At 59.2% G+C, this 22636-nt stretch carries 24 protein-coding genes; 12 read left to right on the top strand and 12 right to left on the bottom strand.

Features of this window, described 5'->3' with window-relative positions; translation table 11 throughout:
* Positions 1 to 44: 44 nt before the first annotated feature.
* Both ASD95_RS14695 and ASD95_RS14690 read right to left on the bottom strand, forming a co-directional pair.
* Positions 45 to 1181 carry a glycerate kinase gene (locus tag ASD95_RS14695; protein WP_056724530.1) on the bottom strand — a complete coding sequence of 379 codons (1137 nt, stop codon included), beginning with the start codon at positions 1179 to 1181 and terminating at the stop codon, positions 45 to 47.
* A gap of 220 nt (positions 1182 to 1401) precedes the next feature.
* Positions 1402 to 2523 carry a sugar diacid recognition domain-containing protein gene (locus ASD95_RS14690; RefSeq protein ID WP_056724528.1) on the bottom strand — a complete coding sequence of 374 codons (1122 nt, stop codon included), beginning with the start codon at positions 2521 to 2523 and terminating at the stop codon, positions 1402 to 1404.
* Between the two features lie 170 nt (positions 2524 to 2693).
* On the opposite strand from ASD95_RS14690, the gene ASD95_RS14685 reads away from it, so the two are divergent.
* The 3 genes from ASD95_RS14685 (at position 2694) to rarD (ending at position 6254) form a co-directional block, all read left to right on the top strand.
* Positions 2694 to 4004, top strand: coding sequence for an MFS transporter (locus ASD95_RS14685; RefSeq protein ID WP_056724526.1), 1311 nt, complete (start codon positions 2694 to 2696; stop codon positions 4002 to 4004).
* Between the two features lie 156 nt (positions 4005 to 4160).
* A complete protein-coding gene (locus ASD95_RS14680) occupies positions 4161 to 5174 on the top strand; it encodes an aldo/keto reductase (protein WP_056724524.1) in 1014 nt (337 codons plus the stop codon).
* Positions 5175 to 5372: 198 nt separating this feature from the next.
* On the top strand, positions 5373 to 6254 hold the full coding sequence (gene rarD / locus ASD95_RS14675; RefSeq protein WP_056724522.1) for an EamA family transporter RarD: 882 nt from the start codon (positions 5373 to 5375) through the stop codon (positions 6252 to 6254).
* Between the two features lie 119 nt (positions 6255 to 6373).
* On the opposite strand, the gene hppD is transcribed toward rarD, so the two are convergent.
* Both hppD and ASD95_RS14665 read right to left on the bottom strand, forming a co-directional pair.
* Positions 6374 to 7450 carry a 4-hydroxyphenylpyruvate dioxygenase gene (gene hppD / locus ASD95_RS14670; protein ID WP_056724520.1) on the bottom strand — a complete coding sequence of 359 codons (1077 nt, stop codon included), beginning with the start codon at positions 7448 to 7450 and terminating at the stop codon, positions 6374 to 6376.
* A gap of 251 nt (positions 7451 to 7701) precedes the next feature.
* Positions 7702 to 8646, bottom strand: coding sequence for a DMT family transporter (locus tag ASD95_RS14665; RefSeq protein ID WP_056724518.1), 945 nt, complete (start codon positions 8644 to 8646; stop codon positions 7702 to 7704).
* A 77-nt stretch (positions 8647 to 8723) separates the two neighbouring features.
* On the opposite strand from ASD95_RS14665, the gene ASD95_RS14660 reads away from it, so the two are divergent.
* From ASD95_RS14660 to ASD95_RS14650, 3 genes are all read left to right on the top strand, one after another.
* Entirely contained in the window at positions 8724 to 9596 is an 873-nt protein-coding gene (locus ASD95_RS14660) for a LysR family transcriptional regulator (RefSeq protein ID WP_056724516.1), read from the top strand.
* Between the two features lie 111 nt (positions 9597 to 9707).
* Entirely contained in the window at positions 9708 to 11240 is a 1533-nt protein-coding gene (locus tag ASD95_RS14655) for an EAL domain-containing protein (RefSeq protein ID WP_056724514.1), read from the top strand.
* Positions 11241 to 11474: 234 nt separating this feature from the next.
* Complete coding sequence (locus ASD95_RS14650; RefSeq protein WP_008065377.1) at positions 11475 to 11837, top strand: histone-like nucleoid-structuring protein, MvaT/MvaU family; 363 nt, start codon at positions 11475 to 11477, stop codon at positions 11835 to 11837.
* 163 nt (positions 11838 to 12000) lie between these two features.
* Here the strand turns inward: ASD95_RS14650 and ASD95_RS14645 are convergent, their stop codons facing one another.
* The gene (locus tag ASD95_RS14645; protein ID WP_056724513.1) at positions 12001 to 12519 is read right to left on the bottom strand and encodes a DUF4946 domain-containing protein; all 519 of its coding nucleotides are present in this window, start codon (positions 12517 to 12519) and stop codon (positions 12001 to 12003) included.
* Positions 12520 to 12663: 144 nt separating this feature from the next.
* Here ASD95_RS14645 and gloA point away from each other — a divergent pair, with 144 nt between their 5' ends.
* Positions 12664 to 13185: a lactoylglutathione lyase gene (gene gloA / locus ASD95_RS14640; RefSeq protein WP_056724511.1), complete on the top strand. Its 522-nt coding sequence runs from the start codon at positions 12664 to 12666 to the stop codon at positions 13183 to 13185.
* Positions 13186 to 13318: 133 nt separating this feature from the next.
* Here the strand turns inward: gloA and ahpF are convergent, their stop codons facing one another.
* From ahpF to ASD95_RS14625, 3 genes are all read right to left on the bottom strand, one after another.
* Positions 13319 to 14881 (bottom strand): alkyl hydroperoxide reductase subunit F, encoded by a 1563-nt coding sequence (gene ahpF / locus ASD95_RS14635; RefSeq protein ID WP_056724508.1) that lies wholly within the window; start codon positions 14879 to 14881, stop codon positions 13319 to 13321.
* A 127-nt stretch (positions 14882 to 15008) separates the two neighbouring features.
* Positions 15009 to 15572, bottom strand: a complete 564-nt coding sequence (ahpC, locus tag ASD95_RS14630; protein ID WP_007975937.1) for an alkyl hydroperoxide reductase subunit C — start codon at positions 15570 to 15572, stop codon at positions 15009 to 15011.
* Positions 15573 to 15898: 326 nt separating this feature from the next.
* Positions 15899 to 16837, bottom strand: coding sequence for a site-specific integrase (locus ASD95_RS14625; RefSeq protein WP_056724506.1), 939 nt, complete (start codon positions 16835 to 16837; stop codon positions 15899 to 15901).
* Positions 16838 to 17015: 178 nt separating this feature from the next.
* Between ASD95_RS14625 and ASD95_RS14620 the strand changes: the two genes are divergently transcribed.
* Positions 17016 to 18026: a DNA-binding protein gene (locus tag ASD95_RS14620; RefSeq protein ID WP_056724504.1), complete on the top strand. Its 1011-nt coding sequence runs from the start codon at positions 17016 to 17018 to the stop codon at positions 18024 to 18026.
* Here the strand turns inward: ASD95_RS14620 and gorA are convergent.
* Positions 18023 to 19381: a glutathione-disulfide reductase gene (gene gorA / locus ASD95_RS14615; protein WP_056724502.1), complete on the bottom strand. Its 1359-nt coding sequence runs from the start codon at positions 19379 to 19381 to the stop codon at positions 18023 to 18025. The genes ASD95_RS14620 and gorA overlap by 4 nt on opposite strands.
* A 130-nt stretch (positions 19382 to 19511) precedes the next feature.
* Positions 19512 to 20351 carry a UTP--glucose-1-phosphate uridylyltransferase GalU gene (gene galU / locus ASD95_RS14610; protein ID WP_056724500.1) on the bottom strand — a complete coding sequence of 280 codons (840 nt, stop codon included), beginning with the start codon at positions 20349 to 20351 and terminating at the stop codon, positions 19512 to 19514.
* A gap of 289 nt (positions 20352 to 20640) precedes the next feature.
* Here galU and ASD95_RS14605 point away from each other — a divergent pair, with 289 nt between their 5' ends.
* A complete protein-coding gene (locus ASD95_RS14605; protein WP_056724498.1) occupies positions 20641 to 20829 on the top strand; it encodes a hypothetical protein in 189 nt (62 codons plus the stop codon).
* Positions 20830 to 20967: 138 nt separating this feature from the next.
* Positions 20968 to 21249, top strand: coding sequence for a hypothetical protein (locus ASD95_RS14600; RefSeq protein ID WP_046038393.1), 282 nt, complete (start codon positions 20968 to 20970; stop codon positions 21247 to 21249).
* A gap of 11 nt (positions 21250 to 21260) precedes the next feature.
* Here the strand turns inward: ASD95_RS14600 and ASD95_RS14595 are convergent, their stop codons facing one another.
* Positions 21261 to 21491, bottom strand: coding sequence for a hypothetical protein (locus tag ASD95_RS14595; RefSeq protein ID WP_056724496.1), 231 nt, complete (start codon positions 21489 to 21491; stop codon positions 21261 to 21263).
* A 72-nt stretch (positions 21492 to 21563) separates the two neighbouring features.
* Positions 21564 to 21920: a hypothetical protein gene (locus ASD95_RS14590; RefSeq protein ID WP_056724495.1), complete on the bottom strand. Its 357-nt coding sequence runs from the start codon at positions 21918 to 21920 to the stop codon at positions 21564 to 21566.
* Positions 21921 to 22121: 201 nt separating this feature from the next.
* Here ASD95_RS14590 and ASD95_RS14585 point away from each other — a divergent pair, with 201 nt between their 5' ends.
* Together ASD95_RS14585 and ASD95_RS29440 are read left to right on the top strand one after the other, a co-directional pair.
* On the top strand, positions 22122 to 22424 hold the full coding sequence (locus ASD95_RS14585) for a DUF1883 domain-containing protein (RefSeq protein WP_007912251.1): 303 nt from the start codon (positions 22122 to 22124) through the stop codon (positions 22422 to 22424).
* A gap of 37 nt (positions 22425 to 22461) precedes the next feature.
* Positions 22462 to 22629 carry a hypothetical protein gene (locus ASD95_RS29440; RefSeq protein WP_177336470.1) on the top strand — a complete coding sequence of 56 codons (168 nt, stop codon included), beginning with the start codon at positions 22462 to 22464 and terminating at the stop codon, positions 22627 to 22629.
* Positions 22630 to 22636: the final 7 nt, after the last annotated feature.

Below are 22636 nucleotides of genomic sequence, written 5' to 3'. Positions count from 1 at the left end.
CAGTACGGCACCTCGCCATCACTTGTTTAAGGGTGTTCAAACGTTTACCGGCTGGCCATCCGCCAGACCCGCGCCACATCGGTCGCCCGCTCACGCAGCAAGCGCGGCGCCTCGGCACAGGCCTGCTCCAGGGTCATCGGCCCGCTCGCCAGGGCAAACGCCGCGTCGATACCGTGCTCGTACAGTGCCTGATAGCCCTCGCCCAACGTGCCCGCGATGACGATGACCGGCACGCCGTGTTCCCGGGCAACCCGCGCCACGCCAAAGGGCGTCTTGCCGCGCAGGGTTTGCGCATCGAAACGTCCTTCACCGGTGATCACCAGGTCGGCGCCCGCAACGGCGTCGGCCAGGCCCACGAGTTCGGCCACCACTTCAACACCCGCCTTGAATTGCGCACCGAGGAACGCCTTGGCGGCAAACCCCAGACCGCCCGCCGCGCCACTGCCCGGCTCGTCGCGTACGTCGTGGTTCAAGGCCTGTGCGCAATGGTCGGCAAAGTGCCCCAAAGCGTGGTCCAGCTGTTCGACCTGCACCGGCGAGGCGCCTTTTTGCGGGCCGAAGATCGTCGAGGCACCGTGGGGGCCGCACAGCGGATTGTTGACGTCGGCGGCGATGTCGAAACGCACCTGGGTCAGGCGCGGATCGATGTCACTCAAGTCGACGCGGGCCAACTGCGCCAGGGCGAGGCCGCCCGGTGACAGCGTTTGCCCCTGGAAGTCGAGCAGTTTCACGCCCAGGGCCTGCATGGCACCGGCGCCGCCGTCGTTGGTCGCACTGCCGCCAATCGCCAGGATCACCCGTTGCGCACCGGCATCCAGCGCGGCGCGGATCAATTGCCCGGTCCCGAAGGTGCTGCTGATGCATGCATCACGCTGAGCCAGAGGGACCAACTGCAACCCGCTGGCTTCGGCCATTTCGATAATCGCGGTGTGGCTATCGGGCAACCAGCCCCAAGCGGCATTCACCGTAGCCCCTAAAGGCCCGCGCACCTCATTGCGGCGCAGTTCGCCATCGCACGCCGCCAGGATCGACTCGACAGTCCCTTCCCCGCCGTCGGCCATCGGGCATTTGATCAGTTGCGCATCAGGCCAGACCTGGGCCAATCCCAATGCAATGGCATCGGCCACGCCTTGGGCGCTGAGGCTGTCCTTGAACGAGTCGGGGGCGATCACGATTTTCATGGGAATTCTCCAGTTCCAATGCCCACATGCTGCCAGCCGCCAGGAACAATAACGCCGGGCCGCTGCACAAGCGGTGTTGAGGATTATTGTTCATTTCCACAAAGTACCGGCCTTTTGTGGGAGCGGGCTTGCTCGCGAAAGCGGTGGGTCAATCAGCATTGATGTTGGATGTGATGGCCTCTTCGCGAGCAAGCCCGCTCCCACAGGGGAATTGCGTGATTCATGGTTGGGTGTCTGTCTGGGGCAGCAGTTGCACCCCCAGATACAGCGCGAGCATCCCGTCGAGCCGCAACGGATCAACCCCGCTCAGCTCGGCAATCCGCTCCATGCGGTAGCGCAGGCTGTTGCGGTGAATGCCCAGTGCATCGGCGCAGGCCTGGCTCTGGCCGTCGTGTTCGCACCAGCTGCGCAGGGTTGCCAGCAACTGGCCGTTGTTGTCCTTGGCAATGACCTTGCGCAGCGGATTGAGCAGTTCGTCGAGGGCGTCGTCGTTGCGGTGGCGCCAGAGCATCACCGGCAGCCGATAGCGGTTGAGCGTCAGCAATCGCGAGCGCGGCAACACCTCGCGCCCGTAGGCCAACAAGTCACCGACCCGGCGATAGCAGCGCCGCAAGCCCGAAAGGCCATCGGCCTGCCCGCCCACGGCAATGCGCAGGATGTTCCAGCCCAGGCCGTCGAGCTTGTCCAGCAAGCGCTCGTTCTCCACCGTCTGGCTTGCCGGCCGGCACCAGAGCAACGAGGTCTTGGCCGAGCTCACGCACCAACTGTCGGGGTGGCGGCTGGTCAACCAGGCGCTGAGGGCCTCGACGGTTTGCCCTGGCGCGTGCTCAAGTCCCAGTTCGAACAGGTACGGCACCCGGGTCATTTGGGGCTTGAGGCCCAACTGCTGCGCTTCATCGACCAGTCGCGGCGCATCCCCGGCTTCGCTGAGCAACAACGCCAGCAGATCATCGCAGCGCTGGCGCCGCCATTGTTGCTCGGCCTGCTGGTTGCGCTGGCCCACCAGCATCTCGGCGGTCATGCGCACCAGTTCGGCGTAGGTGCGCAGTTGCTCGGGTTCACCGGTGATGCCCAATACACCGATCAGGCGTTGATCAAGCATCAGTGGCAGGTTGATGCCCGGCTGCACGCCCTTGAGATGAATCGCCGTCTGCGCATCGATCTCCACCACCCGGCCATTGGCCAGGACCAGTTGCGCGCCTTCATGCCGGGTGTTGACCCGATCCGGCTCGCCGCTGCCCAGGATCAAGCCCTGGCTGTCCATGACGTTGACGTTGTACGGCAGGATAGCCATCGCCCGGTCGACGATGTCCTGGGCCAGGTCGTGATCGAGTTCGAACATGCAAGTGATCCTTGAAGACAGTGATGGAACGGGTTGTTCACCCGCACAGGCCTTGGTTGCAAACCCTGTGCTCAGGCACAAAGACAGCCACCCTGGGGGTGGTCGAGACTCTCTGGGCGATCAACGTTACCCTTTGCATCGCAAAAAATCATAATAAAGAGAGAGCCGCCATGACCCAGAGCGCCGTAGCGTCCGACGCCATCGCTGACGACAAAAATGCCGTCTACAAGCGCATTACCCTGCGCTTGATCCCCTTCATTTTCATCTGCTACCTGTTCAACTACCTCGACCGGGTAAACGTTGGATTTGCCAAACTGCAGATGCTCGATGCGCTGAAGTTCAGCGAAACCGTGTACGGCCTCGGCGCCGGCATCTTCTTTATCGGCTATGTACTGTGCGGCGTGCCAAGCAACCTGGCGTTGACCAGATTCGGCCCACGGCGCTGGATTGCGCTGATGATGATCACCTGGGGCACCCTGTCGACCTGCCTGCTGTTCGTCACCACGCCGACCGAGTTCTATACCCTGCGCCTGTTCACCGGCGCGGCCGAAGCCGGTTTCTTCCCGGGCGTGGTGTTGTACCTCTCGCAGTGGTTCCCGACCTTCCGCCGTGGCCGCATCATGGCACTGTTCATGTCGGCGATCCCGGTCTCGGGCCTGCTCGGCAGCCCGTTCTCCGGCTGGATTCTCAACCACTTCGCCGCCGGCCAAGGTGGTTTGGCGGGCTGGCAGTGGATGTTCCTGCTGCAAGGCATTCCCACCATCATCCTCGGTGCGCTGGCTTACTTCCTGCTCAGCGACAGCTACGCCAACGCCAAGTGGCTGACACCGTTCGAGCGTTCGGTGCTGGAAGCCGACCACGCCGAAGATCTGGCGAACAAGCCGAAAACCACGACCGATTCGCTGCTGGCGGTGTTCAGGAACCCGGCGATCTGGGCCTTCGGCCTGATCTATTTCTGCATCCAGAGTGGCGTGTACGCGATCAACTTCTGGCTGCCGTCGATCATCAAGAACCTGGGTTTCAGCGATAACCTGGTGATCGGCTGGCTCAGTGCGATTCCGTACCTGCTGGCCGCGGTGTTCATGCTGATCGTCGGCCGTTCGGCGGACCTGCGCCAGGAACGTCGCTGGCATCTGGTGGTGCCGATGCTGATGGGCGCGCTGGGGCTGCTGATCGCGGTGAACTTCGCCGCCAACCCGGCCATCGCCATTCTCGGCCTGACCATCGCCACCATGGGCGCCCTCACCGGCCTGCCGATGTTCTGGCCGGTGCCGACCGCCCTGCTCAGTGCGGGCGCCGCGGCTGGCGGCCTGGCGCTGATCAACTCCATGGGGCAAATGGCCGGCTTCCTCAGCCCGTACCTGGTGGGTTGGGTCAAGGACAGCACCGGCTCGACCGATGCGGCGCTGTACTTGTTGGCGGGTGTGATTGTCGGCGGCAGTCTGCTGGCGTTGCGCATGACCCGTACCTTGCGCGCCTAATCAGCGAAGATCAAAAGATCGCAGCCTGCGGCAGCTCCTACACAGCAATGACATACAGCCTGTAGGAGCTGCCGCAGGCTGCGATCTTTTTCGTTTGCCATGTCCAACAATTTTGATATCTGATTGAGCCTTTCCCACTGGTAAAAGGATTTGCTCATGAGCTACCGCACGCTGGGTCATTCGGGTCTGCAGGTGTCCACCCTGACCCTGGGCACCATGATGTTCGGCGAACAGACCAGCGCCGAAGATTCCCTGCGAATCATCGACAAGGCCTGGGACCAGGGCATCAACTTCATCGACACCGCCGACGTCTACACCAACGGCCGTTCCGAAGAAATCGTCGGCGAAGCCATCGCCAGCCGCCGCCATGAATGGGTGCTGGCCACCAAGGTCGGCTTCGGTCCCGTGGATGGCGTCCCCAACCGCAGCGGCTTGAGTCGCAAGCACCTGTTCAACGGCATCGATGCCAGCCTGACGCGCTTGGGCACCGACTACCTCGACATCTATTACCTGCACCGCGAAGACCACAATACGCCGCTGGAAGTCACGATCTCGGCCATCGGCGATTTGATTCGCCAGGGCAAAATCCGCTATTGGGGCCTGTCCAACTACCGTGGCTGGCGCATCGCCGAAGTCATCCGCGTGGCCGACAAACTGGGGGTTGACCGGCCGGTGATCAGCCAGCCGCTGTACAACATCGTCAACCGCCAGGCTGAAACCGAGCAGATCACGGCGGCGCACAACTACGGTCTGGGCGTGGTGCCCTACAGCCCGTTGGCGCGCGGTGTGCTCAGCGGTAAATACGCGCCGGATGTGAAACCGGACGCCAGCAGCCGAGCCGGACGCCAGGACAAACGCATCCTGGAAACCGAATGGCGAGTCGAGTCCTTGCACATCGCCCAGCAGATCCAGCAATACACCCGGCAGCGTGGCGTCGGCATCGTCGAGTTCGCGATTGCCTGGGTGCTGAACAACAGCGCCGTGACCTCGGCCATTGTCGGGCCGCGCACGGAGGAGCAATGGGACGCCTACACTAAGGCGCAGGCGGTGAAGATCACGGCCGAGGACGAGGCGTTCATCGATTCGCTGGTGATACCGGGGCATGCGTCGACACCGGGGTTCAATGATGTGAGCCATTTTGTGTCGGGGCGTACACCGCGCAGTACCTGAAGAAATAGAAAACCAATGTGGGAGCGGGCTTGCTCGCGAAGGCGGAGTGTCAGCCACATCAATGTTGTTTGACCCACCGCTTTCGCGAGCAAGCCCGCTCCCACAGGGTCCGTGTTGATTGATCGGTCAATATTCGCCTGAAAAACCACGTATCCTCTGCGCCCGTTTAAATCTCACTCAAAATCACGCGAGGACAGCTTGTCTAAAGGTATCGCTCTATCGGTTTCAGCCTCGGTGCTGTTTGCCGTCATGTATTACTACACGTCGCTGCTCACCCCCTTGAGCGGCGTGGAAATCTTCGGTTGGCGCATGCTGCTGACCGTCCCGTGCATGACCGTGTTCATGGTGGTGTCCGGGGAATGGAAACGCGTGGTGGAGATCGTTCGGCGCGCCATGGCCAATCCGAAACTGATGGGTGCGTTGATCGCCTCCTCGGCCCTGCTCGGCGTGCAATTGTGGCTATTCATGTGGGCGCCGTTGAACGGCTACAGCCTTGATGTATCCCTCGGCTATTTCCTGCTGCCGCTGACCATGGTCTTGACCGGTCGCCTGGCCTACGGCGAACGCCTGTCCTACCTGCAAAAAGTTGCCGTGGTGTTCGCCTGCCTGGGGGTGGTCAACGAGGTGTATCAGGTCGGTGGGTTTTCCTGGGCGACCTTGCTGGTCTGCGTGGGTTATCCGGCCTACTTCGTCCTGCGCAAACGGCTGGCGGCGGACAACCTCGGTGGCTTGTGGCTGGACATGGCATTGACCCTGCCGGTGGCGTTCTGGTTCGTCCAGAGCGGCGCGCAAGGTTTTGGTGTGTTTGAACAGCACCCATGGTTGTCGCTGTTGATCCCCATGCTCGGCGTGATCAGCGCATCGGCACTGGTGGTCTATATCATTGCCAGTCGCCTGCTGCCGTTCAGCCTGTTCGGCTTGTTGAGCTATGTCGAACCGGTGTTGCTGCTGGGTGTGGCGTTGCTGTTGGGAGAGAGCATCAAGGCTGGCGAATGGCTGACCTACATCCCGATCTGGATGGCGGTGCTGGTGCTGGTGTTCGAAGGGTTCAAGCATCTGGTACGCCAGCGCAGGCCTTAACGCAAAAGATCGCAGCCTTCGGCAGCTCCTACATGGTTTGCATTCCCTGTAGGAGCTGCCGAAGGCTGCGATCTTTTGATCAAAAAAAACCGGTCAACGACCGGTTTTTTTACATCGGCTTAGTCCGTGGACAAAACACCACGACGCACCTGGTCACGCTCGATGGATTCGAACAGCGCCTTGAAGTTGCCTTCGCCGAAACCGTCGTCGCCCTTGCGCTGGATGAACTCGAAGAACACCGGCCCCATCAGGGTTTCCGAGAAGATCTGCAGCAGCAGACGCTTGTCGCCCGAATCGGACGATCCGTCCAGCAAGATGCCTCGCGCCTGCAGTTCCCCCACCGGCTCGCCGTGGTTCGGCAAACGGCCTTCGAGCATTTCGTAGTAAGTTTCCGGCGGCGCGGTCATGAAGCGCATGCCGATGCTTTTCAGGTGGTCCCAGGTCTTGATCAGGTCATCCGACAGGAACGCAACGTGCTGGATGCCCTCGCCGTTGAACTGCATCAGGAACTCTTCGATCTGCCCCGCGCCCTTGGACGACTCTTCGTTCAGCGGGATGCGGATCATGCCATCGGGTGCGGTCATGGCCTTGGAGGTCAGGCCGGTGTACTCGCCCTTGATGTCGAAGTAGCGGATTTCGCGGAAGTTGAACAGCTTCTCGTAGAAGTTGGCCCAGTAGGCCATGCGACCGCGATACACGTTGTGGGTCAGGTGATCGATGATCTTCAGGCCGGCGCCGACCGGATGGCGGTCCACACCTTCGATGAACACGAAGTCGATGTCATAGATCGAGCTGCCTTCGCCGAAACGGTCGATCAGGTACAGCGGCGCACCACCGATGCCTTTGATCGCCGGCAGGTTCAGTTCCATCGGGCCGGTTTCGATGTGGATCGGCTGGGCGCCGAGTTCCAGGGCACGCTTGTAGGCTTTTTGCGAATCCTTGACGCGAAACGCCATGCCGCACACCGACGGACCGTGCTCGGCCGCGAAGTACGAGGCCACGCTGTGGGGTTCGTTGTTGAGGATCAGGTTGATCGCGCCCTGGCGGTACAGGTGCACGTCCTTGGAACGGTGGGTCGCCACCTTGGTGAAGCCCATGATCTCGAAGATCGGCTCCAGGGTGTTCGGGGTCGGCGATGCGAGCTCGATGAATTCAAAGCCCATCAGGCCCATTGGGTTTTCGTATAAATCTGCCATGGTCGGCGCCTCATCATTTTTTTATCAATTAACAAAGGTTAGTTGTAAGCAATGCTGAGACCGGTGGGTGGTGCACAGGAGATGCCCCGCACACTGCGGGCGAGAAAGTCACCGTAGATCAGTTGAAACCCGAATATCTTCATTGTCGACCCAAGGCTCTTGCGGGCGAGGCTTCTGCTGCCAGAAGACGATTATTATTGTATGCGTAACCGGATTCTACACAGCGTAAATCGATTTGTCCGCCTTCTGTATCAAATCCCCTTTTTCCATGCCCGCGCAAGGGGTTTGTTGCAGAGGAAAATCCCCGCCAGTATCAACCCGCCCCCCAGGCACATGGCCAGCGTCAGCGGCTCATCCAGCAGCAGCGCGCCGAGGATCACCGCCGTCAACGGGTTCAAGGCAATGAACACCCCGGAACGGGTCGCACCGATCTTGCGGATGCCGTCGTAGTAGCCGATGTACGCCAGCGCCGAACCCAGCACGCCCAGGTACAAAAGGCTCAACCATTGCTGCGCACCGAGCTGGGCGATCGCGGCGACACTCACCTCACCGCGCGCGATGCAGGTGACCCAGAGCATGCCGGTGCCCAGCAGGATCGACCAGGTCACGGTTTGTACCGGTCCCAGGCTGTGATTCAGTTCTTTGGAGAACAGCGAGTAGACACCCCAGCCAAGGACACAGCCGAAAATCAACAGATCACCGAGCCAGGCACCGGCACCGCCGGCCAGTAGTTGCGGGTCGCGACTGACGATCACCATGCTCGCGCCCGTCATGCAGATCGCGATGCCGACGACTTTGGCCCGGTTCAAGCGCTCCTTGAACAGGAGCCAGGAAGCCAGGCCGATCACCGCCGGGTTCAGCGCCACGATCAAGGACGCCCGTGAAGCGCTGATGTAATGCAGGCCATAAAAGAAGCACAGGTTGTAAAAGAAGATCCCGAAAAAGCCAAGCAAAAGCAATTGCAGCCATTGCCGGGGGCTGGGCCGGACCAGCGGTGTCCGCGCCATGCGTATAAACAGCAGCAACGCCACGCTGGCCAGCAGAAACCGCAGGCTGGCCGCCAGTAGCGGACTGAGGCCGCCGGCCAGATAGCGCCCGGCGACGAAGGTGCCACCCCACACCATGGTGACCGCCGCCAGTTTCAGATACACCGGCCGATCCGAGGGTTTTGACAGGCTTTGCTCACAGATCGTCATGGATTCCAGGACCGGATAGTGAAGAGATGCCGTATCATTCGGCTAATACCCAGTCATCGTAAAATGAGCAAACACTCATGACCCTCACTCAGCTGGAGATTTTCTCCCTGGTGGCCGAACTCCACGGCTTCACGGCTGCGGCCAATCGCCTGGGTATTTCCCAATCGGCGGTGTCCCATGCGTTAAAGTCCCTGGAACTGGAGTTGGGTGTCGAACTGTTGCGTCGGCATCAATCCCAGGTCGAACTGAGCGACATTGGCCAGCAGTTGTTGCTGCGCGCCCGGGCGATGCTCGGCCTGGCCAACACCCTGCGCCAGGAAGCGGCCGATGCGCGGGGCATGAAACGCGGCACGCTGCGCATCGGCTCCTTCGGCCCGACCTCGTCGATCAAATTGCTGCCGTTGATTCTGCAGCAGTACCGCGCCGCCCATCCCGGCATCGAGGTGCATATCGACGAAGGCCCTGACCGCCAGGTGCTCCAGTGGCTGGAGGAACGACGGATCGACATCGGCTTTGTGGTGTTGCCCGAGGAGCGTTTCGACACGGTCCCGTTGATTGAGGACCAGATGGTCGCGCTGCTGCCCGCTGGACACCCGTTGGCGAATCACGACAGCTTGAGCCTGAAGAACCTGTGCGATTTCCCGTTCGTGTTGACCGAGGCCGGTTCTTCGGAGCTGGTTTCACGCCTGTTCACAGCGGCCCGATTGACGCCCAACATCCGTTATCGCTGCTCGCAGTTGATCAGCACCCTGGATGTCGTCGCTCGTGGCGACGGGGTAACGGTGGTTGCCGAAGGTTCATTGCCCGATCAGATTGACCGCCGCTGGGTGAAGAAACCGCTGTCGCCGGCCGTGTTGCGCCAGGTCGGCCTGGCGGTACTCGATCGACGCCAGGCATCACCCGCGACGCTGGCCTTTATCAAGCTGGCCGAAAGCCTTGACTTGCATTGAGCGGCATAACCGCCAACGGCCAACTATCATGGCCCGTACCCGAACTCTTCATGGGAGGCGTTTGCCCCGCCATCAATTGAGAGCCTTACTTCTTCGTGACAGGACTCGCGAATGCCGTTGAAAACCAAAACCCGCAGTCGCAGAAAAAAAATTGCGATCACCCTGATCAGTGGCTTGCTCCCGGTGCTGCTGGGGGCCGCCATTCTTTACATGCAAGCAGGGCGTGCGCTCCAACAAGACACCCAGCAAACCGCCGAAGAAGCGATTCGCCAGTTCGACCTGATGCTCGACAACAATGCCCAGGCCGCTCGTGAATTGCTGCCGCTGGCGGGGCAAAGTTGCAGTGACGTCAAACTGGCCCTGCGCGAGCAGGTCACTCGCCGCCCCTTCGTGCGTTCCACCAGTCTGGTGTGGGACAACAACCTCTATTGCAGCTCTCTGTTCGGCGACTACCAGGAGACGGTCAACCCCGGTGACTACACCCAGGGCGCCTTATGGCTCATGAGCGGCAATCAGGTAACGCCCAACACCGCCTTGCTGGTGTACCGCCTGAGCGAAGGAAATAAAGGCGCGCTGACGACCCTCGATGGTTATCACTTGAGCAATATCCTGCGTTTGATCGGCCGCAAGACCTTGCTGTTGCTGCAAGTTGGCCCGAACTGGTTGTCCGCCGACGGCAAGTTTCATACCGGCGCTACGCCTGAGTTGCCCGTTGCGCAAAGTCGCCTGACCTCCGGGCACTATGCGTTTGCCGTGGAAGCAGGTTTCCCCGAAGGTGAAACCTGGCGATACATGAGAAGCGAATATCCGCCGCTGTTCAGCCTGCTGATTTTCTTCGGCGTGATTGCCGGGGCAATCAGTCACTTCCTGCAAAAGCGCTCATCGTCACCCACCTATGAAATGCAGCGGGCACTGGAAGCTAAAGAGTTCATTCCGTATTTCCAGCCCGTGGTGCAGGGCGACAACAAAAGCTGGTCCGGTGCTGAAGTGCTGATGCGCTGGCAACATCCAAAGGAGGGCCTGGTGCGTCCGGATCTGTTCATTCCGTTTGCCGAGCACTCCGGGCTGATCGTACCGATGACCCGCTCACTGATGAGACAAACCGCCGCCCTGCTCGCACCGCTATCGGCCAGCTTCAACAAGCCGTTTCACATTGGCATCAACATCACCGCGAGCCATTGCCAGGACCTGGAACTGGTCAAGGATTGCCGCGAGTTTCTCGATGCGTTCGAACCAGGCTCGATCCATCTGGTACTGGAACTGACCGAGCGCGAATTGATCGAGCCCACGGCCATCACCCTGCAACTGTTCGAGCAACTCCGCGAACTGGGCGTGAAAATCGCCATCGACGACTTTGGCACGGGCCACTCGAGCCTTGGCTACCTAAGGCAGTTCAATGTCGATTTCCTGAAAATCGACCAGAGTTTTGTCGCCATGATCGGCATCGATACACTCACTAGCCACCTACTTGACAGCATCATCGAACTGGCGGTCAAACTCGACCTTGCCCTGGTGGCCGAAGGTGTCGAAACCCGCGAGCAGAGTGATTACCTGAGCGCTCATCAGGTCAACTTCCTGCAAGGTTATCTGTTCGGCAAACCCATGCCCGGCGCGGAATTCATTAGTGCATTAAGCGACCATTAACTCGCAGATTTAATCGCCAAAACAAACGATTAGCCGCACCATTTTGAATCAAAAGACTACTGACGTTACATGAAGAAAAAGACAGGATTTACTCTTGGCCAATTAACTACTACAATTTTTCATGCCTGCGCTAAATTGGCAGGTGAGCCACTATCACCGAGTCGCTTCAAGGCTCTTGGCTTATAGCTTTGTTTGCGGTTGGTATCAGCCAAACACACTATTGGAGTAAAGATATTGTCCAGACTCGCTGAATTTCGTGCAGCCGAAAAGGCCCTTCAAGAACAGCTCAAGCAGTTGGAATCCCTGAAGAACGATGCCGGGCTCAAGAAAGAAATCGAATTCGAAGAAAAGCTCCAGGGCTTGATGAAAACCTATGGCAAGAGCCTGCGCGACATCATCGCCATTCTCGACCCTAACCCGGCAAAATCCGGCCTGCAGCAGGCAGCACCTAAAACCCGCCGTGCCCGTGTGGTCAAGGTTTATCAGAACCCGCACACCGGCGAGCTGATTGAAACCAAGGGCGGCAACCACCGCGGCCTGAAAGCCTGGAAAGAACAGTACGGTGCAGCCACCGTTGATTCCTGGCTGCGCGGCTAACTCTCGCGGCAACAAAAAAAGCCCTGCTCGTGCAGGGCTTTTTCATGGGCCATCTAAAACCCCGGGCGGACACCGCACAATTACCTGACTGCCACCAACTTTGTGCTTAATCCATTTGGATATCTAAAATTTTCTTCATGCATCGAAAAAGCACTGTCGTTGACTAAAGTTTCAAGCTGTTACGGGCTGCGTCTATTTCATCCTGGCTCGCCTTATAAGCCTCGGCCTGCCCTGCGTAGGAAAGAACATAGGCCTTATCGGCATCCACTGCGGCCACCAATGTTTGCGAAAGCACATGCCGGCCGTTTTGCGTGATGGTGCAGGTTGTTTCCAGCGCGGCCAATCGACTCAAGGTAGTGGAATGAATGCGCGTACAGACACTTTGATACCCGCCCTGAAAGAAGTCTTTTTGAACCGACTTGCGCATCTCCAGCAATACGCCCTCGAGGTTTACCTGGTGATCGCTTTGCACCGGGCTCATGGTCAATTCCATCACCATGAGCGGCGATCCATCCCGATCATTTTTCACCGCACGCTGGCGACTGACCCCCGACGCCGATTCAGGCACTTCTTCGACTTGCCAACCTTCCGGCCAGGTCACTACTGGCGCATCGGCGCGAGCAACGCCAGCCAGCGAAAACACGCTCAGCAGGATGAACAGCAGGTTACGAAATCGAATCATTGCAATGGGCACTCAAGGATCAAGCGGTAAAGTCTGGGCCCAGGCCGCCTGTCAGGCAATAGCCGACTGTTTGGGTTTGGTGATGTCCGAAGCCTTGCGTATCATTGTCGCCATTCGTTAGCCCACATATTTCCCGGAGGGCCCATGAGCCTGCACGAATTGAACACCTTCCCCGGCGTCACCGCCCAACCGGACGCCGCCACGCAGAAATTTGTCTTCAACCACACCATGCTGCGGGTCAAGGACATCACCAGGTCCCTGGACTTCTACACACGCATCCTGGGTTTTACCCTGGTGGAAAAACGCGACTTCCCGGAAGCCGAGTTCAGCCTGTATTTCCTGGCGCTGGTGGACAAGAACCAGATCCCGGCCGACGCCGCCGCGCGCACCGAGTGGATGAAATCGATCCCCGGCATCCTGGAACTGACCCACAACCACGGCACCGAGCACGATGCGGAGTTCGCCTACCACAATGGCAACACCGACCCACGCGGTTTCGGCCACATCTGCATCTCGGTACCGGATATCGTCGCCGCCTGCGAGCGCTTTGAAGCACTGGGCTGCGATTTCCAGAAGCGCCTGAGCGATGGCCGCATGAAGAGCCTGGCGTTCATCAAGGACCCGGACGCCTACTGGGTCGAGATCATCCAGCCAGCACCACTGTAAAGCAGAATCAAAAGATCGCAGCCTGCGGCAGCTCCTACACCGATCTCCGTAGGAGCTGCCGCAGGCTGCGATCTTTTGATCCATAAAAAACCCCATGATCAATCATGGGGTTTTTTATTTTCAGTGCCGGTGCTTATGCCGGTGCAGAAGTCCGGATCAAGTGATCGAAGGCGCTCAACGAAGCCTTGGCACCCTCACCCAGCGCAATCACGATCTGCTTGTACGGCACGGTGGTCACGTCGCCGGCGGCGAACACGCCCGGTACCGAGGTTTCACCGCGAGCGTCGACGATGATCTCGCCACGGGGCGACAACTCGATGGTGCCTTTGAGCCAATCGGTGTTGGGCAACAGACCGATCTGCACAAAGATCCCTTCCAGTTCCACACTGCGCAATTCGTCGCTCTGACGATCCTTGTAGCGCAGGCCGTTGACCTTCTGGCCGTCGCCGGTGACTTCAGTGGTTTGCGCACTGGTGATCACGGTAACGTTCGGCAGGCTGTGCAACTTGCGCTGCAATACCGCATCGGCGCGCAACTGCACGTCGAACTCCAGCAGCGTGACGTGGGACACGATACCGGCCAGGTCGATGGCTGCTTCGACGCCGGAGTTGCCGCCGCCAATCACCGCCACGCGCTTGCCCTTGAACAGCGGGCCGTCACAGTGCGGGCAGTACGCCACGCCTTTGTTGCGGTATTGCTGCTCGCCCGGCACGTTCATTTCACGCCACCGTGCGCCGGTTGCGAGGATCACGGTCCTGGCCTTGAGCTTCGCGCCGCTGGCGAAGTGAACTTCGTGCAACTCACCTTCTTTGCCGGTGATTAATTTGTCTGCGCGTTGCAGGTTCATGATGTCCACGTCGTACTGCTTGACGTGCTCTTCCAGGGCCACGGCGAGTTTCGGCCCTTCGGTTTCCTGCACCGAGATAAAGTTCTCGATGGCCATGGTGTCCAGCACCTGACCACCAAAACGCTCAGCCGCGACGCCGGTACGAATGCCTTTACGGGCCGCGTAGATCGCCGCCGAAGCACCGGCCGGGCCACCGCCGACCACCAGCACATCAAAGGTTTCCTTGGCGCTGATTTTCTCGGCCTGGCGTTCGATGCCGCTGGTGTCGATTTTAGCGAGAATTTCTTCCAGGCCCATGCGGCCCTGACCGAAGTTCACACCGTTGAGGTAGATGCTGGGGACCGCCATGATCTGGCGCTCATCGACTTCATCCTGGAACAGCGCGCCGTCGATGGCGACATGGCGAACGTTCGGGTTCAGTACCGCCATCAGGTTCAGCGCCTGGACCACGTCCGGGCAGTTCTGGCAGGACAGCGAGAAGTAAGTCTCGAAGGTGAACTCGCCCTTGAGCGAGCGGATCTGTTCGATCACTTCAGCGCTGGCTTTCGAAGGGTGTCCGCCGACTTGCAGCAGCGCCAACACCAACGAAGTGAATTCGTGGCCCATCGGGATGCCGGCGAAACGCAGGCTGATATCGGCTCCCGGGCGATTGATCGAGAACGACGGCTTGCGAGCATCATCGCCGTTATCGAGCAAGGTAATCTTGGTGGAAAGACTGGCAACGTCTTTCAACAGTTCGAGCATTTCCCGGGATTTCGCACCGTCGTCGAGAGAAGCAACGATCTCGATCGGCTGGGTGACCCGTTCCAGGTACGACTTCAACTGGGCTTTAAGATTGGTGTCCAACATACGGGCGATTTCCTTGAATTCTTGAGGCAAAAAAACGCCCGAGCGAATCTCGCCCGGGCGTTTTTATTGGGCGGTGCAGCTTGCTTAGAAGGTGCGCAAGTGCGCCCTGATGAAGCGCGTCACAGACTTAGATCTTGCCGACCAGGTCCAGGGACGGCGCCAGAGTGGCCTCGCCTTCTTTCCACTTGGCCGGGCAAACCTGGCCTGGGTGAGCGGCGACGTACTGGGCAGCCTTGATCTTGCGCAGCAGCTCGGAAGCGTCACGGCCTACACCGCCGTCGTTCAGTTCAACGATCTTGATCTGGCCTTCAGGGTTGATCACGAAGGTGCCACGATCAGCCAGGCCAGCTTCTTCGATCAGCACGTCGAAGTTGCGGGAGATGGCGTGGGTCGGGTCGCCGATCATGGTGTACTGGATCTTGCCGATGGCTGGCGAAGTGTTGTGCCAGGCCGCGTGGGCAAAATGGGTGTCGGTGGAAACGCTGTAGATCTCGACGCCCAGCTTCTGGAACGCGTCGTAGTTGTCGGCCAGGTCTTCCAGCTCGGTCGGGCAGACGAAGGTGAAGTCGGCCGGGTAGAAGAACACCACAGACCACTTGCCTTTCAGGTCAGCGTCCGAGACTTTTACGAAGTCGCCATTTTTGAATGCGTCAGCTTTGAACGGTTTAACTTGGCTGTTGATGATAGGCATCGTTGACTCTCCGTCAGGGGTTAAGAAGTTGATGGAGAGAACTTTACCCACTCGACGAACGGAAGGCTCATTGGCAAACCTGATGCCGCTGATTGGCTTTCGCTATTAGCTAGCGGTATTAATAGAAGAAAACGGTATCTAGGGGGTGTTCTCAATTAGGCAACGCAGCATGGCCAGCTTTAAGGCACAACCCGAAGGGCCGGGCCTGCTGTTGTGCAGGGCTGTGTTGCTCGAAGCTGATTTGGAATGACCAAACTGCGCTTCTCGCGCCTTGCCCTGCACAACAGCAGACCCGGCGCGGAGGGGAAACTAATTGAGAACACCCCCTAGGGTGACACCGGCTTTTCGGTGATGCGCGCCATGCCGAGGAACGGACTGGCTTCGATGTAACGCATGGCCGACTTCATGTCCTTCCAGCCCACATAGCTCATCAGCGACTTCAGATCCCAGCCACTCTGATGCGCCCAGGTGGCAAAACCGCGACGCAAGGAGTGGCTGGTGTAGAGCTCGCCAGCGATACCTGCCCGCGCCAACGCCTGACGCAATAACGGAATCACACTGTTGGCGTGCAGTCCCTCCTCGCCCAGATGCCCCCAGCGGTCGATGCCTCGGAACACCGGCCCGCGCACCAGTGCCGCCTCGGCAATCCAGTCGATATAAGCCTGCACCGGACACAAGCGTTGCAAGGCTGGTGTCTGATAGGTCTTGCCAAGGTTGTCGCGATCACTCTTGCTGCGCGGCAGATAGAGACTGATGCCGGAACCGGCGCTGGCCTGCACGTGTTCCACCTGAAGCCGACACAACTCATCACTGCGAAAGCCGCGCCAGAAGCCCAACAGGATCAAGGCCATGTCGCGCCGGGCCCGCAGCAACCCCGGCCGGTCGCCCTCGGCCCTGGCGACTTGCACTTCTCGCTCCAGACAACTGACCACCTGTTCCAGGTGCCGAAGCTGCAAGGGTTCGGCTTGTTTTTCCTGGGCCGGGTGCAGCGCGCGAATACCCTTGAACACCTTGCGAACCACTGGCGCCTTGGTGGGGTCGGCAAAACCCTGGCTGTTGTGCCACTGCGCCAATGCCGACAAACGCAGTTTCAGCGTATTGATCGACAACACCCCGGCATGGGCCACCAGGTAGCGCGCCACGCTGTCGCCGGTGGCTGGCAGGAAACCGCCCCACGTCACTTCGAAGTGTTCGATGGCTGCCCGATAGCTACGCCGGGTGTTGTCACGCGTTGCGGCTTGCAGGTAACGATCCAGCTCTGTCATGGGATCAACTCTTGAATTCATACCGCTTTAACGGGTCAAAAACCGGTATTGGGTGTATCACACGGGGTAATACCAGTATATCCCGCGTCAGTTGCATTCAGCATTTAACTTTATGAATTGAATGGTACAATGTGTATTTACGTGGTACGTACCACATTATCAAAACCCGGGAGATCTCATGGCACGCGGCGGTGTAAATAAAGCGGTGGTTCAAGCCGCTCGGTTGGCGATCCTCGCCCGCGGCGAAAACCCCAGCATCGATGCCGTACGGATCGAGATGGGCAATACCGGCTCGAAAACCACGATTCATCGCTACCTCAAGGAGCTCGATGACAGGGTCGAACCCGTCGAAGCGCCGACAGAACCGATCGACGACGAACTGATGGCGCTGGTGGCGCGCCTCGCACAAAGACTCAAGGAGCAGGCGCAAGAGCCCATCGACCAGGCGCGCACGCAGTACGAGGAACAACGCAAGGCGCTGGATAACCAGCTCGGCGAAGCGCAAGAGGCCAACAACGAACTGCACCAGCAATACGAATTTCAAAGCCTGGCGCTGACCCAGGAATCCGAGGCCCTGCAAGAAACCCGCGCCTTGCTGCAAACGGAGCAGACCCGCAACGCCGGGATGAACCAGGCACTGGCCGATTTCGAACTGCGCTTGAAGGACAAGGACGAGCAGATCCGCTCCCTTGAAGAAAAACACCTGCACACTCGCGACGCCCTGGAGCACTACCGCAATGCGGTCAAGGAACAACGCGAACAGGAAATGAGTCGCCACGAAGGCCAGGTGCAACAGCTGCAGATGGAACTGCGCCAGGCACAACAAAGCGCGCTGGTACGCCAGGATGAAATCACCCAGTTGCACCGCGACAACGAACGCTTGCTGACTGAAAACCGCGGCACCCTGCGCGAGCTGAGCCTGCTGCAAGAACAGCTCAAGCAAAGCAATACCCGCCAGGATCAGTTACTGGAACAGGCCACCCGCGTCGACGGCGAGCGCACCCTCCTCCAGGAACGCCTGCGCGTCGCTCTGCTGGAAAGCCAGGCACTCAAACAGAACGTCGATGAGCAGTCGCAGCTCAACAGGTCACTGGAAATGGATCTGGCCAAGACCCGGGCGGATCTGGAGGAACGCGTACGTCTGGCCGCGACCCTGGCGGCAGCGGCAGACGCAGCGAAGGACGCTTAACCGGCGACCGGCGTACGCATGGTGACGAACTCTTCGGCGGCCGTCGGGTGCACCCCGATGGTTTCGTCGAAGTCGCGCTTGGTGGCGCCGGCCTTCAAGGCAATCGCCAGGCCCTGGACGATTTCACCAGCTTCCGGGCCGACCATGTGGCATCCCAGGACCTTGTCGGTCCCGGCGTCCACCACCAGCTTCATCAGCGTGCGCTCCTGGCATTCGGTCAGGGTCAGCTTCATCGGCCGGAAGCGGCTTTCGAAGATCAGCACCTCGTGGCCGGCTTCGCGAGCCTCTTCTTCGGTCAAACCGACAGTGCCGATGTTCGGCAGGCTGAACACCGCCGTCGGGATCATCTTGTAATCCACCGGACGATATTGCTCTGGCTTGAACAGGCGTCGCGCCACCGCCATGCCTTCAGCCAGGGCCACCGGTGTCAGCTGAACACGGCCGATCACATCGCCCAGCGCCAGGATCGACGGCTCGGCGGTCTGATACAGCTCATCGACCTCGACAAAGCCTTTGCTGTCGAGTTTGACCCCGGTGTTTTCCAGGCCCAGATTGTCCAGCATCGGACGACGCCCCGTGGCGTAGAACACGCAATCGGCTTCCAGCTGGCGACCATCCTTGAGCGTGACTTTCAGGCTGCCATCGGCCTGCTTGTCGATGCGCTCGATGTCCGCATTGAACTGCAGGTCCATGCCGCGCTTGGTCAACTCTTCCTGCAAATGCTTGCGCACGGAACCGTCGAAGCCGCGCAGGAACAATTCGCCACGATACAGCAGCGTGGTCTTGGCGCCCAAGCCGTGGAAGATCCCGGCGAACTCGACCGCAATGTAGCCACCGCCCACCACCAATACACGCTTGGGCAGCTCTTTGAGGAAGAACGCCTGGTTGGAACTGATGGCATGCTCGTGCCCGGCAATGTCCGGAATCTGCGGCCAGCCACCGGTAGCGATCAGGATGTTTTTGGCGCTGAAGCGCTCGCCATTGATCTCGACCTGATGCGGGTCGACGATCTTCGCGTGACCTTCATGCAGGGTCACGCCGCTGTTGACCAGCAGGTTGCGATAAATGCCATTGAGGCGATTGATCTCGCGATCCTTGTTGGCGATCAACGTCGGCCAGTCGAACTGCGCCTCATCCAGGCTCCAGCCAAAACCGGAAGCCTGCTCGAAGTCTTCGGCGAAGTGCGCACCGTAGACCAGCAATTTTTTCGGCACGCAGCCGACGTTCACACAGGTCCCACCCAGGTAGCGGCTTTCGGCCACGGCCACTTTCGCGCCGAACCCGGCGGCAAACCGCGCAGCCCGCACACCACCGGAACCGGCACCAATCACATAAAGGTCAAAATCGTAGGCCATTTTCAATCTCCTCGGCAGGTGACCAGCATACCCGCAGACATTTGTTGGGCAAGCGCTGCAGTCGATATAGGGCCTGAAAATGAAAAAGCCACCCGAAGGTGGCTTTTCAATACAGTCAGGTCGAAAGCGATCAGTACGCCTTGCCCGTCTTGTAGAAGTTCTCGAAGCAGAAATTGGTCGCGTCGATGTAGCCTTCGGCGCCGCCGCAGTCGAAACGCTTGCCCTTGAACTTGTAGGCCATCACGCAGCCGTTCTGGGCCTGTTTCATCAGGGCGTCGGTGATCTGGATTTCACCGCCCTTGCCTGGCTCGGTCTGTTCGATCAGGTCGAAGATGTCCGGGGTCAGGATGTAGCGGCCGATGATGGCCAGGTTCGACGGTGCGTCTTCCGGCTTTGGTTTTTCAACCATGCTGTGTACGCGGTAGATGTCGTCGCGGATCATCTCGCCGGCGATTACGCCGTACTTGTTGGTCTCTGACGGATCGACTTCCTGGATGGCCACGATCGAGCAGCGGAACTGCTTGTACAGCTTGACCATCTGGGTCAGTACGCCGTCGCCTTCGAGATTGACGCACAAGTCGTCCGCCAGTACCACGGCGAACGGTTCGTCGCCGATCAGTGGGCGGCCGGTCAGGATCGCGTGGCCCAGGCCTTTCATTTCGGTCTGGCGGGTGTAGGAGAACGAGCACTCGTCGAGCAGCTTGCGGATGCCGACCAGGTATTTCTCCTTGTCGGTGCCCTTGATCTGGTTTTCCAGCTCGTAGCTGATGTCGAAGTGGTCTTCCAGGGCGCGCTTGCCGCGACCGGTGACGATGGAGATTTCGGTCAAGCCGGCATCCAGTGCTTCTTCGACGCCGTACTGGATCAGTGGCTTGTTCACCACCGGCAGCATTTCTTTGGGCATGGCTTTAGTCGCTGGCAGGAAGCGAGTACCGTAACCGGCTGCTGGGAACAAGCATTTCTTGATCATATAAGTCCTTGAAAGGGCTGTGTGTACGAGTTTCGGCGCAGTCTAATCAGGCGGCGTGCACCTTACAATGCCCCCGCGCTGGCTAACCGATGCCAACATAGAGAAATATTCTTGCCGATAGTTCCCTGCGAGGGTGCGCAGGTCGCTGCGCAGCCTCTTATGCATAGCAGAGACTTGCGCAAATGCACGGTTTCTACCGCCCGGAACCCATCACCATACGCCCATCGGCACCCCTTGGGTGCGTTTGGCGGTATCATGGCGCGATTGAACCAGACAACGAGGCAAGTAGATGTCGGCAGTAAAAAGCGTCAACGGATTTCTGATCAATCAGGAGAAGGACGGCCAATGGTGGGTGGCCAGTGTCGCCGGTGAAAATATCGCCGGGCCTTTCCCTTCCGAAGCCCTGGCAATCGAAGTGGCCTCGGTGCTGGAGCTTGAGCACCCGGAACCCAAGCGACGCGCCAAGGACAAGAGCTGATCGACGCCCGTTGCGAAAGGCCCTGCCATGGAGCAGGGCTTTTTTATGAATAATGAAAAAGAAGTGGCCCTTGGCTATAACCTTTTGATACCGGCGCTGTCTCAGCCATAGCCCACCCCCCCTGACGATGATCAAGCCATGAATAAAATTTTGCCTTTGCTGACGGTATTGGCCCTGAGTGGCTGCGCAACGTCGGAACAGACCTACCTGGCCAATGGAGAGCAAGGTCTATCGATCGACTGCTCCGGGGAAGCCAACTCCTGGGCTGCGTGCTACGAAAAGGCCGATGCGTCCTGCGCGGGCACCGGCTACAAGATCGTCGGGACCGATGGCACCCCCGCGCTCAAGGAGAGCGAAAAGACCCTTGGCGCCGACGTCGGCAACTACAAGAGCCGCAACGTCGTGGTGATCTGCAAGTAAGGTGTCGCGCCCTACATGTGGATTTCGGCGAATTTGATTCCAAGCCCGCGCACGGTCTCGATCAGATCATCCAGGCGGCTGAAGGACTCGACTTCATCATTGTCATCCACCAGGAAATAGCTGCGCCCGGCACTTTTCTTGAAAAACACGATCCATTCCCCCAGCTCCGCCGGGTTCTGAATCACATGGGTGGCAGAGATCAAACCCTCTGCGTGGCGCTCCCGGACCTGCTCTCGTTTCATATTCGACTCCAGAAATAACGATGCCGCCCAAGCAGGGCTTGGGCGGCATCGGTGCTGATGGTCGACAGTCTATCAGCCGGAAATGCACTCGTTGGCAGCATTCTGTACGTCCTTTGGCCGCACCGGGACATTGGACATGCTCTCGTGCAGCTTGATACTGCTGCCGCCAGAGCGTTCTTCAATGTCAAACACGGCCGACGGCCCCGCGGAAAACTTGAGCGGCACGATCACGCGCAAGCCATCCTTGTATGGCTGGATCTGCAAGGCGCCACGGCTATCGGCCAGTTTTTCGCTCAGGCATTGCGCGTATTCATGGGGCTTCTTGCCGGAAATCACGTTCATTGTCGGCAAGGACTCGTTGATGTCCGAGACGTTCGCGCAACCACTGATCGTCAGTGCCATCGGCAACAACCACAAACCCCACTTCATACTAAACCTCCGATAAAGACCCTCGGACAGCGCAACTGCGATTTTTCTCCGAGACAAACTGCTTTATCGCTCATCAAATGTGAAATAAGCGTTTTTAATTGTCCTGGCGGCGGGATAATAAGGCGTTCGGGCTGATAAACTGCGCCAATCGCCCATGCTATCGTTTTGATTTTGTAGAAAAAGCCCTTCTGGAGGCGCCTCATGAAATTTATCCATCAGCGCGAGCACCTCAATGAAGACGACATCGTCGTCATTCAATGCTCCCAAATGTGCAACATCCGCTTGATGAACGACGCCAACTTCCGCAGCTTCAAGAATGGCGGCCGTCACACCTATCACGGTGGTGCATTCGACACGTTTCCGGCCCGCATCACGGCCCCTAGCACCGGCTTCTGGAACATCACGATCGACACCGTCAACCGCCGCGCTATCAGCGTGACGCGTAAACCCACCCTGACGCACTCGATCAAAATCATTCGCCGCTCCAGCACGAAACTGAGCTGATCGGCGAACCCGAAACACAAGACAGGCAGATACAACCGTGGCCCAAACGACCAAGTACGTCATCAAATACAAACTCAACGGTGAGCGCCGCTTCGAGTTTGCCCAGCTTGAAAAAGGCACCCCGGAAGAGGCCAAGGCAGCGCTGGATGCCATTCATGGGCAGGGCGACGTCATCAGCGACATCAGCGTCAGCAAAGCGCTGTAAAGCGGTC

The sequence above is a fragment of the Pseudomonas sp. Root71 genome (assembly GCF_001429045.1).
Lineage (GTDB): Bacteria > Pseudomonadota > Gammaproteobacteria > Pseudomonadales > Pseudomonadaceae > Aquipseudomonas > Aquipseudomonas monachiensis.
The sequence above is the reverse complement of the archived record's forward strand: the minus strand, read 5'-3'. Positions and strand labels throughout refer to the sequence as shown.